The 15251-nt window shown below is 46.8% G+C and carries 12 protein-coding genes; 7 read left to right on the top strand and 5 right to left on the bottom strand.

Going from position 1 to position 15251, the window contains the following annotated elements:
- Positions 1 to 51 precede the first annotated feature (51 nt).
- The 3 genes from Q1B11_RS18835 to Q1B11_RS18845 form a co-directional block, all read right to left on the bottom strand.
- On the bottom strand, positions 52 to 6711 hold the full coding sequence (locus tag Q1B11_RS18835) for a hypothetical protein (RefSeq protein WP_299735295.1): 6660 nt from the start codon (positions 6709 to 6711) through the stop codon (positions 52 to 54).
- 205 nt (positions 6712 to 6916) lie between these two features.
- Positions 6917 to 7582, bottom strand: a complete 666-nt coding sequence (locus Q1B11_RS18840) for a DUF2959 domain-containing protein (RefSeq protein ID WP_299735297.1) — start codon at positions 7580 to 7582, stop codon at positions 6917 to 6919.
- Complete coding sequence (locus Q1B11_RS18845) at positions 7579 to 7782, bottom strand: YqaE/Pmp3 family membrane protein (protein ID WP_299735299.1); 204 nt, start codon at positions 7780 to 7782, stop codon at positions 7579 to 7581. The genes Q1B11_RS18840 and Q1B11_RS18845 overlap by 4 nt, the downstream gene beginning before the upstream one ends.
- 191 nt (positions 7783 to 7973) lie before the next feature.
- Between Q1B11_RS18845 and Q1B11_RS18850 the strand changes: the two genes are divergently transcribed.
- Together Q1B11_RS18850 and Q1B11_RS18855 are read left to right on the top strand one after the other, a co-directional pair.
- Positions 7974 to 8975 carry an acyltransferase gene (locus Q1B11_RS18850; RefSeq protein WP_299735301.1) on the top strand — a complete coding sequence of 334 codons (1002 nt, stop codon included), beginning with the start codon at positions 7974 to 7976 and terminating at the stop codon, positions 8973 to 8975.
- Positions 8976 to 9117: 142 nt separating this feature from the next.
- Positions 9118 to 9843 (top strand): amino acid racemase, encoded by a 726-nt coding sequence (locus Q1B11_RS18855; RefSeq protein ID WP_299735303.1) that lies wholly within the window; start codon positions 9118 to 9120, stop codon positions 9841 to 9843.
- Between the two features lie 42 nt (positions 9844 to 9885).
- Here the strand turns inward: Q1B11_RS18855 and Q1B11_RS18860 are convergent, their stop codons facing one another.
- Positions 9886 to 10893, bottom strand: a complete 1008-nt coding sequence (locus Q1B11_RS18860; RefSeq protein WP_299735305.1) for a tyrosine-protein phosphatase — start codon at positions 10891 to 10893, stop codon at positions 9886 to 9888.
- 354 nt (positions 10894 to 11247) lie between these two features.
- Here Q1B11_RS18860 and Q1B11_RS18865 point away from each other — a divergent pair, with 354 nt between their 5' ends.
- Together Q1B11_RS18865 and pssA are read left to right on the top strand one after the other, a co-directional pair.
- Positions 11248 to 12189, top strand: coding sequence for a LysR substrate-binding domain-containing protein (locus tag Q1B11_RS18865; RefSeq protein ID WP_299735307.1), 942 nt, complete (start codon positions 11248 to 11250; stop codon positions 12187 to 12189).
- 71 nt (positions 12190 to 12260) lie between these two features.
- Positions 12261 to 13079, top strand: a complete 819-nt coding sequence (pssA, locus tag Q1B11_RS18870; RefSeq protein WP_299735309.1) for a CDP-diacylglycerol--serine O-phosphatidyltransferase — start codon at positions 12261 to 12263, stop codon at positions 13077 to 13079.
- A gap of 61 nt (positions 13080 to 13140) precedes the next feature.
- Here pssA and Q1B11_RS18875 read toward each other — a convergent pair whose 3' ends face one another.
- Complete coding sequence (locus Q1B11_RS18875) at positions 13141 to 14130, bottom strand: hypothetical protein (RefSeq protein ID WP_299735311.1); 990 nt, start codon at positions 14128 to 14130, stop codon at positions 13141 to 13143.
- Between the two features lie 161 nt (positions 14131 to 14291).
- Between Q1B11_RS18875 and Q1B11_RS18880 the strand changes: the two genes are divergently transcribed.
- From Q1B11_RS18880 to Q1B11_RS18885, 3 genes are all read left to right on the top strand, one after another.
- On the top strand, positions 14292 to 14639 hold the full coding sequence (locus Q1B11_RS18880) for a twin-arginine translocation signal domain-containing protein (protein ID WP_299735313.1): 348 nt from the start codon (positions 14292 to 14294) through the stop codon (positions 14637 to 14639).
- Positions 14596 to 14874 carry a ferric reductase-like transmembrane domain-containing protein gene (locus Q1B11_RS20485; RefSeq protein ID WP_366139490.1) on the top strand — a complete coding sequence of 93 codons (279 nt, stop codon included), beginning with the start codon at positions 14596 to 14598 and terminating at the stop codon, positions 14872 to 14874. Before Q1B11_RS18880 ends, Q1B11_RS20485 begins: the two co-directional genes overlap by 44 nt.
- Before the next feature lie 63 nt (positions 14875 to 14937).
- A complete protein-coding gene (locus tag Q1B11_RS18885; protein ID WP_299735314.1) occupies positions 14938 to 15123 on the top strand; it encodes a hypothetical protein in 186 nt (61 codons plus the stop codon).
- The last annotated feature ends 128 nt before the right edge of the window (positions 15124 to 15251 follow it).

Consider the following 15251-nt stretch of genomic DNA (forward strand, 5'->3'; position numbering starts at 1 on the left):
TATAATTAAAGCATGTTGATAAAGAGTCAGTCGGATTGCTAACTCTTCAGGTTAAACGAAGTAAACATCAATTGTATTTCCACCACCTTCGTAGCGAGTGAAACTTGAATCGCTATTATCAGGCGTACTATTAGAATCACCAGTAACATTCACTGTATCAGTGGTATCAGCGCGAATGGTTAAATGGGTTCCACCTGTAAGTTCGTCAACGTTACTTAAATTAATATTGATCGTGTCATTGGTAGTGGTATTGATAGCATCATTCCCACTACCAACGCTGTTAGGGTTTTCGTCACTGAAATCTATAATTTCTACATTATCGATCAGGCCAGTATAGTCGTTGAGATTGGTTGTTGAGCCTGTTGTGGTTTTGATATGAACAGTATCTGTGCCGCCACCACCACCTATATGATTTTTGTCTATAACTGGTTCTGAATAGCTATCAATACTGCTAAGAATGTTGTCACTGGTCGTGAAGGAATCATTATATTGAGTACCAATGACATTCTCTATGGAGAACATTCCCTCGCGATAACCTTCACCATTATCACGAATCTTATTATTAAACTGGTAGGTGAAATCTACTTCTATTCCTTTATTGGTTGATGACAGATGGTCACTGAATTTAACAGTGTCAAAACCACCCTCACCTATAGCTGCACTGGCATCCCGATCGTCTCCACCAACGAAAACATCTACACCGGTACCTCCATACAGGGTGTCGTTACCATCCCCTCCATGGAGTTGATCATAACCATCCTGATTATCCCTGGTCGCTCCCCCATTGTAATCATAACCACCATAAATCGTATCATCGCCGGCGCCACCGTAGATGATATCGTGCCCATCGGCACCGGTAATTACGTCATTACCACCGTTGCCTCTCAAAGTGTTCTGATTAAAGGTGCCTGTAATGGTGTCTCCATAATTACTGCCAGTAACGTTTTCAATAGAGGAGAAAGTTGAACCTGATGCTCCTCCACTTAAAGTCCAGGTACTGTAACCACTACCCACAACAGTAATTGCGGAATCTGAAGACTCGAAGGTGACAGTATCGACTCCGGTTCCACCGTTATAGATATCAGCACCTCCCATGCCATTGAAGGTGTCATTACCGCCGTTGCCATTAAATGTGTTTGCACCCGAGTGACCTTCAAAAAGGTCTGTACTATCAGTGCCGTTCAGGTTTTCGATATTGCGTAAAATGTCAGTGTTGGAAACGGGACTGATTGCAGATGTATAGGTTGCAGTGAGATAACCATCATCATGAAGTCGGACTTCAACACCATCTGAATCGATGTCCATACTGGTGAAATCAACTGTGTCAGTACCCTGGCCACCATCCAAAATATTATTTGCAGCACTACCAATCAGAGTGTCATTCCCCCCACCAGCAATTACCCCCTGAATGCCAATCAGAGTATCAGTGCCTTCGAAGTTCCAGGTCATGTTACCGTCATCTTCAAGGGTAAATGTAAGGCTGTCTGCTAACGTGGAGTAATCAGCAATATCGATGTCGTCATCATTTCGATCACCAGCCTCTGTAGCGCCTCTCAGTGTGTCATTGCCTGCACCACCACTAAGCGTATCGCTGCCCAGACCACCAATCAGCGTGTCGTTTTCTGTTCCGCCGTTTATCTGATCATCTCCGGCGTTACCGTCAAGCTGATTGCCATCACCATTACCGGTGATCACATCATTAAATTCAGTACCAATCAGATTTTCGATATTGGTTAAGCTGTCTGTTTTATCATCGGTGTCATCATCATTAGTATCACTGGTAACACTGCCATCAATAGTTGCATTAATCGCGGAGCCAAAGCTGCTGTAATCTATGGTATCTGTGGCATCGTCAGTGCTGTCGTCAGATGTGCCGGCATCATTGTCATCCCCTGCACCGTTATAGGTGTCGTTACCAGCGCTGGCAATGAAGGTATCTGCACCTTTGTTACCATTGACGATATCATTGCCATCGCCACCATTGAGCGTGTCGTTACCATCGCCACCGTATAAGTTGTCAACACCAGCATCGCCATTTAGGATATCGTTGTCAGCACCACCATTGAGTGTGTCTGTACCGTCTCCGCCATTCAGTGTGTCATCACCTGCATCGCCATTCAGAGTATCGATACCGGCATCGCCATTCAGGGTATCGTTATCAGCACCACCGTTGAGTATGTCGTCTCCGCCTTCGCCGCTCAGCGTATCATTTCCCGCTTCACCGGAAAGCACGTTCACACCGGAGTTACCAGTAAATGTGTCGGCAAAACTACTGCCAGTAATGCTCTCAATGCTTATCAGTGTGTCTTCTGCTTCGGTACCATCAAACTCGTAGGTTGCAGAACCTTCATCGGTGACATCTGCCAACTCTACGGTTGCTCCAGAGGTGTTTTCAGTTCGGTTGAAAAGGATGGTGTCTATACCGCTACCACCATCAATGCGGTTGTTGTTTGCATCGCCACCAAATGAGTCATTGCTCGATGAGCCGGTGATATTTTCGATGTTAGTCAGTGTGTCTGTACTTCCATTATCGTTAACAGAAGCGGCTCCACCATCCAGAAGAGCTGTCACAGCCGCCGTGGCAGTTGAGTAGTCAGCGGTATCGATACCATCTCCACCATCAATGGTGTCTGCACCTGCGCCACCCCGAAGGAAGTCATCATCGTCTCCACCTTCAAGCCGATCATCGCCAAGGCCGCCGTAGAGTTCGTCGTCGCCGGCATCGCCGTAGAGTTCGTCTCTAAGATCACCGGCCAGGTCATCAGTGCTATTTCCGCCATAAAGAAGGTCATCACCAGTACCGCCACGAAGGGTATCGCTGCCCAGCATACCGGTTAACGTGTCTATTCCAGCCTGGCCTTCAAGGGTGTTGTTATATTGGTCGCCAGTGAGGTTATCATCGACCCTTGAACCGGTCAGGTTTTCAATGTCTTGAAGCGTATCCGTGTTACTGCCAAAGTTTGCCGAGCCGTCAGATTCTCCGCCGAGTGCTGCAGTTACACTGTCATCAAGTGCACTGTAATCAGCAGTATCAGTCCCTGATCCCCCAATTAAAGTATCGCTGCCAGCCGAGCCCAAAAATTGGTCGTTTCCGTCACCACCATCAAGTACGTTAGTTCCGCTATCTCCAGTGAGCTCATCCCCAAATTCGCTGCCGGTAATGTTCTCGATATTATCAAGTGTGTCGGTGACTTCTGTTGATGCACCGTAGGTATAGCGAGCTTCACCGGTCTCCAGGTTGGCGGTTACACCTGCGCTGGAAATATTGTCATTATCAAAAATGACGATATCCACACCGGCCTGACCATCCAGGCTGTTGTTAACACCCGTCACTCGGAATGTATCGTCACCCTGTGAGCCAGTAATGTTTTCAACGCTATTCAACAGATCTGTGTCGCCCGCAATACTGCTGATCGAAAGTTCGGCAGTAATATCTGGCTCGGTACTGGTATAAAATTGAACAGTAATGGCATTCGAGTCAGGTTGACCTGAATAATCAGCAGTATCTATTCCGCTACCGCCATCCAGGTAATCATCGTTGCTGCCTGCTATTAGAGTATCGTTACCAGCATCACCATAGAGTTCATCAGTACCAGCGCCAGCTGTTAGAGAGTCGTTACCTTCACCGCCATAAATTTCATCATTACCTGCACCACCATTAACGGTGTCATTACCAGTGCCGGCATAAATTTCATCATTACCCGCACTGCCATTAATGGTGTCACTGCCAGTGCCTCCATAAATTTCATCATCGCCAGAGCCGCCATTAAGTGTGTCGTCACCATTAGCACCTCTTAGAGTATCGTCGCCCGTATTACCATTGATAGTGTCATCACCATCTCCACCATCAATATTATTATCCAGGGCATCGCCGGTAATATCATCGTTCAGGTTGGTCGCAATGAGGGTTTCAATGCTGTTAAGTACATCACCACCGGCATTGCTGTTGTCACCCATATTGAGATTCAGCGCAGACGATCTATCACTATAATCTGCAGTGTCATTACCATTGCCGCCATTAAGGGTGTTGCTACCCTCACCGCCGTAAAAGGTGTCGTTGCCCTCACCACCATATAGAGTGTCATCACCATCATTACCGTAAAGGGTGTCATCACCTTCACCGCCATAAAGCGTGTCATCACCATTTTCACCATAAAGCGTGTCATTGCCATCATTGCCAGTGAGGGTGTTCGCGCTGTTATCTCCAGTGAGTGTGTCCTGATAATTACTGCCGGTAAGGTTATTAATATTCTCGAAAGTGTCAGTTTTGGCAGTGCCATCAAAGGTGTACGAGGCATTGCCATCGGTAAGGTTTGCAGTGACACCGGAGACAATTTCTGTGCGATTAAAGTGCACCGTATCACTGCCGCCAATGCCACCATCAAAGTGGTTGTTCTGGCTATTACCACTGAAAGTATCATTGCCGGATGTACCTATGACATTTTCAATGTTTCTGATAGTGTCTGAACCAGCAGTAGTGTCACCGTTGCTAAGATATACTGTGACGCTGCTGGCAGAAGAGAAATCGACGGTATCATCAACGCCATCACCACCATCAAGCGTATCGCCATCAAGATTTGATATTAACGTGTCGTTTCCGGCTCCTCCTTCGAGTACATCAATGCCGGTGCCACCGTCTAGAGTGTCATCACCATCATTGCCTTGAAGATTATTATTGTCTGCGCCGGCAGTAATCGTATCGTCGTAAGCAGTACCGATGATGTTCTCAATGCTCGAAAGGTTATCACCGGCAAAATTGTCATTAATAGCTGAGTCGTAGTTGCTGTAGTCAGCCGTATCAACTCCATCACCACCGTTTAAAGTATCGTCACCGTTTCCACCATGGAAAGTGTCATTACCATCACCACCATTCAGCGTGTCATCGCCATCACCACCATAAAGTGTGTCATCACCGGCATCGCCATTTAGGGTGTCATCATCATCCCCACCATAGAGTGTGTCGTTACCGCCGGCGCCCCGAAGTAAGTCCGCACCTCGCTCACCTCTAAGTTCGTTGTTTCCTGCATTGCCGGTTATGTCATCATCAAACTGGGTGCCAAGGACGTTTTCAATACTGTTGAGTTCATCGGTATCACCATGACCATCGGTGGCGGAGTTAGTGGTCAGGTTAACAGTGACTCCTTGAGTGACCACGTCATTCACGCTATCGGTGAAATCTGCAGTGTCCGTACCGGCACCACCATTCAACTTATCATCACCGATTCCACCTTTAAGAGTGTCGTTTCCAGCGCCTGCATTAATGGTGTCGTTACCAACACCTGCATCGATATCATCCTCACCAGCACTGCCAGTGATGGTGTCAGTACCATGTGTAAGATTGAAAAACAGCGGCTTCTTTCCTTCAACCAAGTTTTCTAAGTCTGCGGAGTGCTTATCAAGAGGGGCAGCATAGGCTGGAACTTGGTAGTTCAGTGATGGCCGTGTAACGCCGCCTACTTCAGCAAAAGTGACAGAAAACACCAACCCGAAAGAGAAAGGGTCTGCTTCACTGTTGGCAGGGTAAGTCAGTATGAAATCTTGACCTGTAATAATCCAGTGAGCGGGAACTGTGTCAGTCGCAGGCTCCGGAGAACCACCCTCGATAGACCAGCCATCAGGTACGCCATAAACTAAAGTTTCTTTTACAGTGTCAATACCGAGGTTAGCGTTACCACTGTCAATGACTATTTTTTGTGCAATAGTGTCTTTAGTAAAATAATTCTTATCATCACCTTGGATATTGCCACTGCTGTCTATCTCTTCAGGTTCAAATAATTCTGCTAAGTCGTAGGTTGCTCTATCTGGGTCTGGGTCGGGATCTGGCTCTGGAGGCATTGTGGTTGATTCATCAGAACCTCCTCCACCTATGTAAATCCCGTCTACAGGTATGGGAGCACCCAAGTTGAGGGTATGAACTTCAAACCCGTTCAGTAAAATGCCTGCAGATTCCTCAGGCAACCCTTCAAACGGATCCTCCGGCGGTTGAACTGTTGGTTTTTCCGTGCTCTGTGGATCTTGAGTCACATTTCCCTGCTGATTATCGTTCTCGGTTTCATCTGCTTCTTTCTGAACCTTTTCAGAAGCCTCCTCCAGCTCCTTCTTCAACTTGGAAGACACTTTGGATTGCTTCTGAGAATCCAACTCTTCCTTAAGCTCAGCCATGGCTTCAGAGAACTCATCACTGAACGTTGGTTCACCCTCATTCGTTTGTTCGGAATCTGATTGCGCCGGTGCACTTTCCGCCTTTTCCTGGGCATTTTGCTTGGTATTTTCATCAGGGTTATCAGGCTGCTGCTCTGAACTCTGTGAACGGTAAGTTGATTGCTCCTGAGACTCTGAATCCATCGTGATGGCCCGGTCTTTGTCGGGCATCAAATGTTCAACTTCTGCGGATTCCTGATAATTAGCCTGGGCAATGAACTGATCGCCGGTGATGACTTCACCATTGGCAAATTTGATCTCTAAGGGTTGCCCGGAGGCGGTCACCATACCCGCCATCAACAGGGTTTGTTCCGATCCGTCGGGGAGTGTGATGATGAAGTCCGGGCCACGTACCTCAAGTTTCACATCAGCGGGGGAACCTTCAATCAGGTACTCACCGCTCGGAGCGGCCATGGTGACCGAAGATGAATCACCGGAGGATTGTGCAGAGGCATTCCGCGTTGATGAATAAGGGGGCTCGTTCGCTGTTGAACTAGAGCGATCGTCCATGACAACTCCTGAACTTCTGCCGTGACAGTAAGATGATGCATTTCCTGAGCAGCTTCTGAACCCATTACAAAAGTTCGAAATACAGGTAATAACTTATTGAAAAAGTATAGGCATCCACGAAATGAGCACTATACGGTATTCAGATTAGTGCATGGATAACGGGTATGAGCGGCGGTATGCTGGAGGAATGAACCTCCAGCAGTGATCAGGGCTGCTTTAAGGCTGCAATAAACTGACGGGAGTGGTTGATAGAGATCTGCATGTCTTTGATCAAACGATCAATATCTGACTTGATGGTGTTGAATTCGCCTTTAAGCGCACTGATGGCCCGGGCATTCAGGTTGTGCTTGAGGTAGAGAACCTGATCCTGAAAGGCGTTCAACACAGGCTGCATCCGTTTTTCGGACTTATCGAGGCTGACTATCATGCGTTGATACTGGCGTTTGGTATCTTGCAGCTTTTGAGCACTGGCTCGACGCAGGCTGGCGCTGGTGTAAAGATCCAATTCTTCCTGCCATTCATCGAACAGAGCGTCGGATACATCTTTAACGTTGGAAATCCGGCTGCGAACGATCTCTGCAGCTGACAAGCTGTCTTCATACTCGGAGTTCAGTTCATTGTAGGCAGACTCGAGATCGCCGCCATCGAAGTTAATAACGCTCTGGAACTGTTCAAGGGCACTTTTGAATTGTTCCTGAGCCTCTTCCTGGGCGGTTTGTGTGTCCTCAATGCGATCCACCATGATATCCCGCTTGTGGATACCGACCTTCTCCATGGCGCTGTAATAAGTGCTCTGGCAGCCAGCGGTCAGCAGAGACAAAGCCAGAATACATGCCAGCTTCCAGTTAAAGGCTGAAAATGTGATGTTCATAGGCGGTCTTTATTCCCAATGGCCTTAATGAGCTCTTCGTTACGCTTATCCGCCAGATGGGTGTGCACCACAAAAAGTGCATGAACAATGCCTGGCAAAATACCCAGAATCCACAGAATAATATTCAAGATGACTTGAAAAGGTTTGCCGCACAATAAAACCGCTAAAGGCGGCAAGATGATGGCCAAAAAATAGCGCATAAAGATTACCTGTGATGTGAGGTAGGTTGAACCAGTATTCGTGCTGTAAACGTTATGCTAAATGCTTTGTGTGATCAATGACAGTAACGAACAATGCCAGAGGCTTAGCGCTGATGAATACTCACAAGCAACGGTCGTTATTGTCGATAGGTTGATAGTCAGACACAAAAATAAGTGGGTGCTGCGAGAAAATGAGAATCGTCGCTTTGGATATCGTACGGTTTTTTGCCGCCCTATCGGTCGTTCTTTATCATCTTGTCTCAAGGCCAGAATCTGACGCCTATCCGTTATTATCTGAAGTGACCCAGTACGGTTATCTGGGCGTACCTCTCTTTTTTATGATCAGCGGCTTCGTTATTGTTTTCTCGGCCATGAATCGGAGCGCGATGGCGTTCGCCCTATCAAGGTTTATGCGTCTGTATCCAACGCTCTGGGTTGGTGTGGTTTTCACTGTTTTTGTTACATGGATGTTCGCTGATAATAGCCACTCATTCCTGCATGTCATGTCCAACTTAACCTTGCTTCAGAGTTACTTAGGCTTTATGGATATTGATGGTATTTACTGGACATTAAAAGCAGAGTTAAAATTTTACCTGTGTATTTTTCTGTTAATACAATTCAAAGTCATCGAAAAAATATCTGTCTGGCTGAGTATTTGGCTTCTTTTAACGGTTTTACACACTTTATTTGGGCAGCCTTTTTTTATGGGGTGGTTTATATCTCCATCCTACTCTTCTTTCTTTATGGCTGGTGTTGTCTTTTTCTTGATTAAAGAACATGGGATGAGCCGATTTAATAGCTTTGTATTAATGGCTACCTTTATTTTGTCCAGCTATTACGGTTTTATTCATACCGAGCAGTTCATAACCAATGCCGGGCTGTGGCAAAAAATGATTTCGGTACTGTTTATATGGTCTTTTTATGGGGTGTTCTACCTCCTGAGTACCGGACGATTTACCGTGAAGCAAAGGAACGTTTTCCTAATGATGGGAGGAATAACCTACCCTTTATACTTGATTCATAACGTTGCCGGTAAAGCGATAATTGATTACTGCATGAATACCATCCCTGAAAGCGTCGCCATCATTCTGGTCGTTCTTCTGATGCTGTTTGTTGCCTGGCTGATTCATGCGTATGTTGAAAATCGACTGATTACACCGGTAAAGAAACACGTTTTATCATTATTTAAATAACGGCATAAAAGCAGTGATGTTATTTTACTGCTCGTTCCTCTTCATGCTGTTTTTGCATGACTCGACCATTTTAAGCATTTCACACCGGACTGCCCCGGGAAGATGATTCTCCCAAGAACAAATTTCAACCCGGAGCATAGAGATGTTGGGGATTCTTGGGGGAATGGGGCCGTTGGCCACCGTGGATTTCATGCAAAAAGTGGTGGCGCTGAGTCAGGTGGCAACGGATCAGAATCACATGCCGATTCTGGTGCATAACGTGCCGCAGATTCCAGATCGCAGTGCCTGCATTTTGCACGGCGGAGAAGATCCTTTTCCAGCGTTGCTGAAAGGATTAAAGCGTCTGGAGCATGCAGGTGCAACGTGTATTGTTATCCCCTGTAATACCGCGCATTACTGGTTTGATGCTTTGCAGGGAGAAACCTCTGTGAAGATGATCAGTATTATTGACGTCGTTTGTCGTGAAATTCTGCAGCGAGGCATTATTCAAACCGGGCTGATGGCGACTAACGCCACCGTGGCTGCCGGCCTTTATAAGAAGCGCATTCGCAGCATGGGCGGGCGTTGCATTAATCCCGAAGAGCTTACTCAGCAACAGCTCATGACCTCAATTTATGACGTCAAAGCAGGCCGATTGAATCAAGGTTCGCAAGGGATGGAAGAGGTGTTTAACCACCTGGTGGGTGCCGGTGCAGAAGCCGTTATTCTCGGATGCACTGAAATCCCTATTGGCCTTGCCAAGATTGCCCGAGAGAACCCCGAGCTTTGTATCGACGCCACGGAGCTGCTGGCGAAAGCGTGTGTGGATTGGTACTACACCGATCACGACAACCACTTCCAAGGCGATTTTGAACAGTATGCAGCTTGAATGCAGTTGCCGATCCCCAGTACCTGCTTTGAGGTTAACAAATTATTTAGAGGGTGTGTGCTGCTCAAGATGCAGTTCTGCCTGCTCCAGTATGAGTTTAAGCTGATCTGAGGTTTCTACTGCGTAGATACCTCTTGCCTTTTTGATATCAAGAACCAGATCGTTGATGGACTGCAGAAGGTTGTCAGAAGTGATAATGCCACTGTCTATGTCTTTTATGACACGCAATAGAGTGATGAACGTACTGGTACGCCCTATACCTGCCATGCAGTGAGTGATCAATTTTTCATTGTTGGTTACTGGATTTATCGTCTGCAGTAGACCTGATAGATTTTGTAGATCCTTATCAACCGGCACGCCCATGTCTGGCCAGGATAGAAAATGGTAAATAGTTAAGGTTTTCTTTTCGGTTACCGGCTCTTTTGTGCTTTTATCCAGAAAGTTACTTTCCAGTTCCAGCGTAATCACATCGTATCCGGAAGTATTTTTATCTTCTTCTTTTTTGGTGGTAACACTGAGCGTTTGATGGTTGTCCAGATCGTACGTGCGTTTTTCTCCAGTCTCAGGCCAGTAACGAAGCTGTTTATCCAGGTTCACTATAGTGGAACCTTCATTTTCCATGGCCATGGTAAACAAGCCAGCAATGGATTTATCGCCAGTTGTGGGGCCGTGGGAAGCAATAAATGAGTCTCCAACCGTGTTGGCGTTATACGGGTGACCAATGCAGTCCAAAGTTATAACAGTATTTTTTGGATGATCGAAGTACCTCGCACCGCCAAAGAGTTGCATGCTACCGATACAGCGCTGATTCGGATTCTCATTATAGGAATCATTAATTAGTTTGCTTAACCACTGTTTAGGCTTTGTAGCAAGCCTATTAAGGGCGTCATCATGTTTCGGGTTTCTGTCTCTGATAGGAGTGTTATGAGGTGCTTCTGTACCTTCATTAAGTTTGCTGATGTATATTTTTGATTGACCAGGCTTATGCTGCTTATCAGTCTCAGGCTTTATAGTCGAAGGACCGAGAATTGGGGTTCTTTTGATATCCATATGTATTCCAGATGATTCTTATTGATTAAAGATGCGTGAGTGCTTCTAGAATGGAATCCAGTCTTACATTTGACAAGCAAACTCACTCCGATAATGCTACATGATAAAATATCTGCATGTAGCCCTACCTTAGTATGATGACCGATATTCCCCCCTCTTCACGAATGTGGCAGACTCGGCCTTTTTGCAAAACGAAGAATTGCAGTGGGCTGTGATGCAGGCTTTACCGCTTTCTCTTATTCCGCACTGAGCTGCCATGATGTGAAGTTAAGTCATGTGATTTCCTGGGGGTATTAATGTCTGAAAGGGAGCTGTTCAGGGTGCTTTTATAGCCGACTGGACTAAATGGCCTGAATGAATCTGGAAACCAAATGGCTGGAAGACTTTCTAGCCCTCGCGGAACTGCGTAATTTCTCTAGAGCTGCGCAGTTTCGCAACGTCACTCAACCGGCCTTCAGCCGCCGGATACGAAGCCTGGAACAATCGCTGGGTGTTGAGTTGATTGACCGTGCAACGACACCTCTCACCCTAACGCCAGAAGGCCGACTGTTTCGCACAACGGCCAGAAATCTGCTCCGGCAAATGGAAGATGGCCTTCATCAGCTTAAAGGCCAGAGTGGCTTTGGTCCGCAGCCGTTGGATTTTGCCGCGGCGCATTCTCTATCCGTCACGCTTCTACCCGAGTTGATTCAAGCTATGAGTCATGAAGGGCAAATGCTGAGAAGTCGGGTAGAAAGTATTGATGTGGATTTGGCGGTGGAGGCATTGCAGGAAGGGCGTTGCGATTTTCTTCTTGCCTTTAATATAGAAGCATTAATGCAGCCGCCATTTCTGAGTCTGTCTTTGGGAAAAACTGAGTTAAGACCTGTTTGTGCTCCCGATGCTGGTGGCCAGCCGCGGTTTCAACTCACACAGTCAGCCCCGATTCCAATATTGGGGTATAGTCCTGATGCCTTTATGGGGCGGCAGGTGAATGGAATACTGCGAGCGCTGGAAGACTCTCCAACATTCCAGCCGGTGATGGAATCTTCATTGACAAACTTATTAAAAGTCATGGCACTCAATGGCAGCGGTATTGCCTGGTTACCGGGCTACGCCATTGTTGATGAATTAAAAAGTGGGCAGCTGGTGGATGTGGTCAGCCCAGAAAAGCGTGATATTTATTGGGGCGAGGTCGAGATCAAACTGTACCGCAATGATATCAGGCTGCACGCGGGCGCAGAGCAATTCTGGTCAGCACTTCGGAAAAAGTGTCAGCAAGGTTGGGTGTTAACACCGGATGAACGATTGATGTGAGACTATCCCGCAATGTTGACATTCGTGATAGAGTTTCTCGCTGATTCTGTAATTGATGAGCAGATGTACCAATGACTGAGAAAATGGAAAAGCCGGAGAGTAAAGAAGAGGCCGTCGACGGTTTTTTTCCTATCGACGAGCACGAAGAAGAAGTAATTGAAGAGGGACAGCCCATTCGCCGCAAGGGGATCTACCTGCTGCCCAATCTCTTTACTACCGGCAACCTGTTTGGTGGTTTTTATGCCATCATTGCGGCCCAGGCCGGCAATTTTGGTATGGCCTGTGTGGCCGTATTTGTTGCAATGATTCTGGATGGCCTCGATGGCCGAGTCGCCAGAATGACCAACACCATGAGCAAGTTTGGCGAACAGTACGATAGCCTGGCCGATATGGTCACCTTCGGTGTTGCACCGGCCATGGTGGCATTTAGCTGGGCGCTCCACGATCTGGGCAAGTTCGGCTGGATGGTTGCCTTTATTTATGCGGCTTGTGCGGCGCTTCGTCTTGCCCGCTTTAATGCACAGATTGAAACCACCGACAGTAACTACTTTACTGGGTTGGCCAGTCCGGCTGCAGCAGCACTGGTGATTGGCCTGGTGTGGGCATTGAGTGATTTGGGCTTTAATGGCGAATCCACCAGTGTGGCGTTATTGGCAGCATTAATTACCGGCGGCGCGGGTATTTTGATGGTGAGTAATATTCGTTACCAGAGCTTCAAGAAGATTGATCTTCGAGGGCGGGTGCACTTTATCTTCCTGCTGGCCATTGTTCTGGCGTTTGCTGTGGTCTTTATGGATCCGCCAAGAACACTATTGATGATCTTCCTCGCCTATGCCTGTTCAGGGCCTATTACTGCGATTTTCCGTTTGGGTGGAGAGCCTGGCAAGTAGTTGTAAAAAAGCCACCGGTTGGTTTCAACGGGTGGCTTTGGCAATGTAGCCAGTTTTTGACTTAGTCGAAGACGTTATCTTCATTTCCATCTTCAGGAACCACTACAAACGAAGAACCATCACTAGCAGTACTGGCGCGCCTGCTTAATGATTCTGGAGGTAGATCATAGTCCGATATAGAAGACCTGGTCGAACCCAGTATAGGAACCAGTTCAAAATCACTGGCCTCTGACGTTAGCGATGGTCGAGGCGATGAACTTGTGGTTTCACGACTGGTACCTTCTGGAGCAGCAGTTGAGTCGTCGTCATTTCCCGATTTAGGCACAGGATAGTTTTTCATTTCCTCGTCTAAATCTGACAATGAAAGATCAAGTTTAGCTGGAGCAGGGAAGTCATCTTCTTCCAGCGGAGATGCAGTTGGCACAACCGCTGGTTTCTTCGTAAGATCTTTCATTTCCGTGCCATAGTTTTCTGCAGCCTTGCGCTGTCTCACTAGCTCACAGAAGGAGTCTGTGAAGTTAAAGAGCAGGCCGGCTCCAATAATAGGCCCAAGAATGGTTGGGCTAAGAGCCATGAATCCTGCATTAGAGGCGTATCCTCCAATTTTCGCGGCTACTTTTGCGACTTTGATGGAGTAATCGTTGATAGATTTGTGCTGAACTTCCTTATGTGTCAGCTTGCCATAGCATTTCTTCGCACCAACAATAACAGCACCTGCTGCGGCACCAACGGCTCGTCCTAAGGCAAAACCAACTTTATTGCCGAGTTTATTGGTGAAATCGGCGGCCCATTGAGAGAATTTTTTTAATCCAAGCCCAAAATTTTTGCCAAGCTCGGCGGCTTTAATTGAATAGCTATTAATAGGTTTTGGCTCGAACTTGGTTTTAAGCCAGCCATCAGAAGCATTGGCTAGCAGGGTTAATGGAGTGGCTGCGACAGCACCTACAACTCTACCGGCATAATAACCGGCATTCTCTGGTAGATTACTGATTTGGTGCGCTACAAATTCTGCAGCACTTCGAAAGGACTGACCTAGTGGGGTGGTTGTCATTATGAAATCCTCCTTGAAAGCATTTAATGGCATCAAAATTTATTTTTGATGCCACGATTCTTCCATGCATGGAGGGGGGGAGCACTAACAAGAGGGTTAGAATGCATAACATTCTCTATTGAAGGCATTGTGTAAAAACGTGTGGCGCATAAAGGATGATTATGCTGCTGATAAATAAGAAAAAATCTTCGGCTCTTGGCAGTGAGATAACACCGAACAAGGTTTACCAAGAGCGCAGGCGTTTTATCAAGCAATCAGCCTGGTTAGCGGCTGCTGGGGCAGGGCTTGTGTTATCTGGGTGCTCTCAGGAGGGGAATGTCGATAGTGAGCCTATTGATAAAAAAGCCGATCGATCTAAGCAAGGGGACAAAGAGCAATTGCAAGCTAAGAAGGGCAAATATGGGGCAGCTGCGTCATTAACCCAAAGTCAAACTGCTGGTTTTTCCGTTAAGCTTATTCCCGCTGGTGGATTTGGTCTTCAAAGCGATAAACAACAAGCTCGGGCCTGATCCAGCAACCACTCTGACCCATGGCCCGGGTGAATGGGCTCTAATCTTTTTATTGCTTTCACTGGCAGTGACACCTGTACGACAGCTGACAGGCATAAATAAGGTAATACGATTCAGGCGAATGCTTGGCCTGTTTGCTTTATTTTATGCATCTCTACATCTAATCGCCTATCTAGCGTTCATGTTAGCTTGGCAATGGGAGACGCTCCTTGAAGACCTGTATAAGCGGTCTTGAATCATTGTTGGTGTATTTGCGCTATCAATATTAATTGTATTAGGGCTGACTTCGACAAAAGGCATGATGAAAAGGCTAGGCAGGCAATGGAGTCAGTTGCATCGATTGGTTTATGTTGCTGGTATTCTTGTCATCATTCATTTCCTCTGGCTGGTCAAAAGCGACTACACAGAACCATTGATGTACGGCACTGTTCTTGTATTACTGTTGGCGCTCAGGCTGAAGTCGATCCGCAAGCTGATTAAGTAGATCTCAATTTACGTAGAATGCGCAGGTTGTCTTTATTTCCCAACTCTGTACTATACGCAGCTCTTCCGGACAGCACTGCTGAACGAGAAGAGGATTTTGAAAAACAAGGTTGAATGACCGGTTGACAA

Source organism: uncultured Endozoicomonas sp., assembly GCF_947495845.1.
Classification (GTDB): domain Bacteria; phylum Pseudomonadota; class Gammaproteobacteria; order Pseudomonadales; family Endozoicomonadaceae; genus Endozoicomonas.

Coding starts and splice junctions, on each gene's coding strand:
- Q1B11_RS18835 (WP_299735295.1), bottom strand. CDS start 6,711: ATGGACGATCGCTCTAGTTCAACAGCGAACGAGCCCCCTTATTCATCA.
- Q1B11_RS18840 (WP_299735297.1), bottom strand. CDS start 7,582: ATGAACATCACATTTTCAGCCTTTAACTGGAAGCTGGCATGTATTCTG.
- Q1B11_RS18845 (WP_299735299.1), bottom strand. CDS start 7,782: ATGCGCTATTTTTTGGCCATCATCTTGCCGCCTTTAGCGGTTTTATTG.
- Q1B11_RS18850 (WP_299735301.1), top strand. CDS start 7,974: ATGAGAATCGTCGCTTTGGATATCGTACGGTTTTTTGCCGCCCTATCG.
- Q1B11_RS18855 (WP_299735303.1), top strand. CDS start 9,118: ATGTTGGGGATTCTTGGGGGAATGGGGCCGTTGGCCACCGTGGATTTC.
- Q1B11_RS18860 (WP_299735305.1), bottom strand. CDS start 10,893: ATGGATATCAAAAGAACCCCAATTCTCGGTCCTTCGACTATAAAGCCT.
- Q1B11_RS18865 (WP_299735307.1), top strand. CDS start 11,248: ATGAATCTGGAAACCAAATGGCTGGAAGACTTTCTAGCCCTCGCGGAA.
- pssA (WP_299735309.1), top strand. CDS start 12,261: ATGACTGAGAAAATGGAAAAGCCGGAGAGTAAAGAAGAGGCCGTCGAC.
- Q1B11_RS18875 (WP_299735311.1), bottom strand. CDS start 14,130: ATGACAACCACCCCACTAGGTCAGTCCTTTCGAAGTGCTGCAGAATTT.
- Q1B11_RS18880 (WP_299735313.1), top strand. CDS start 14,292: ATGCTGCTGATAAATAAGAAAAAATCTTCGGCTCTTGGCAGTGAGATA.
- Q1B11_RS18885 (WP_299735314.1), top strand. CDS start 14,938: ATGATGAAAAGGCTAGGCAGGCAATGGAGTCAGTTGCATCGATTGGTT.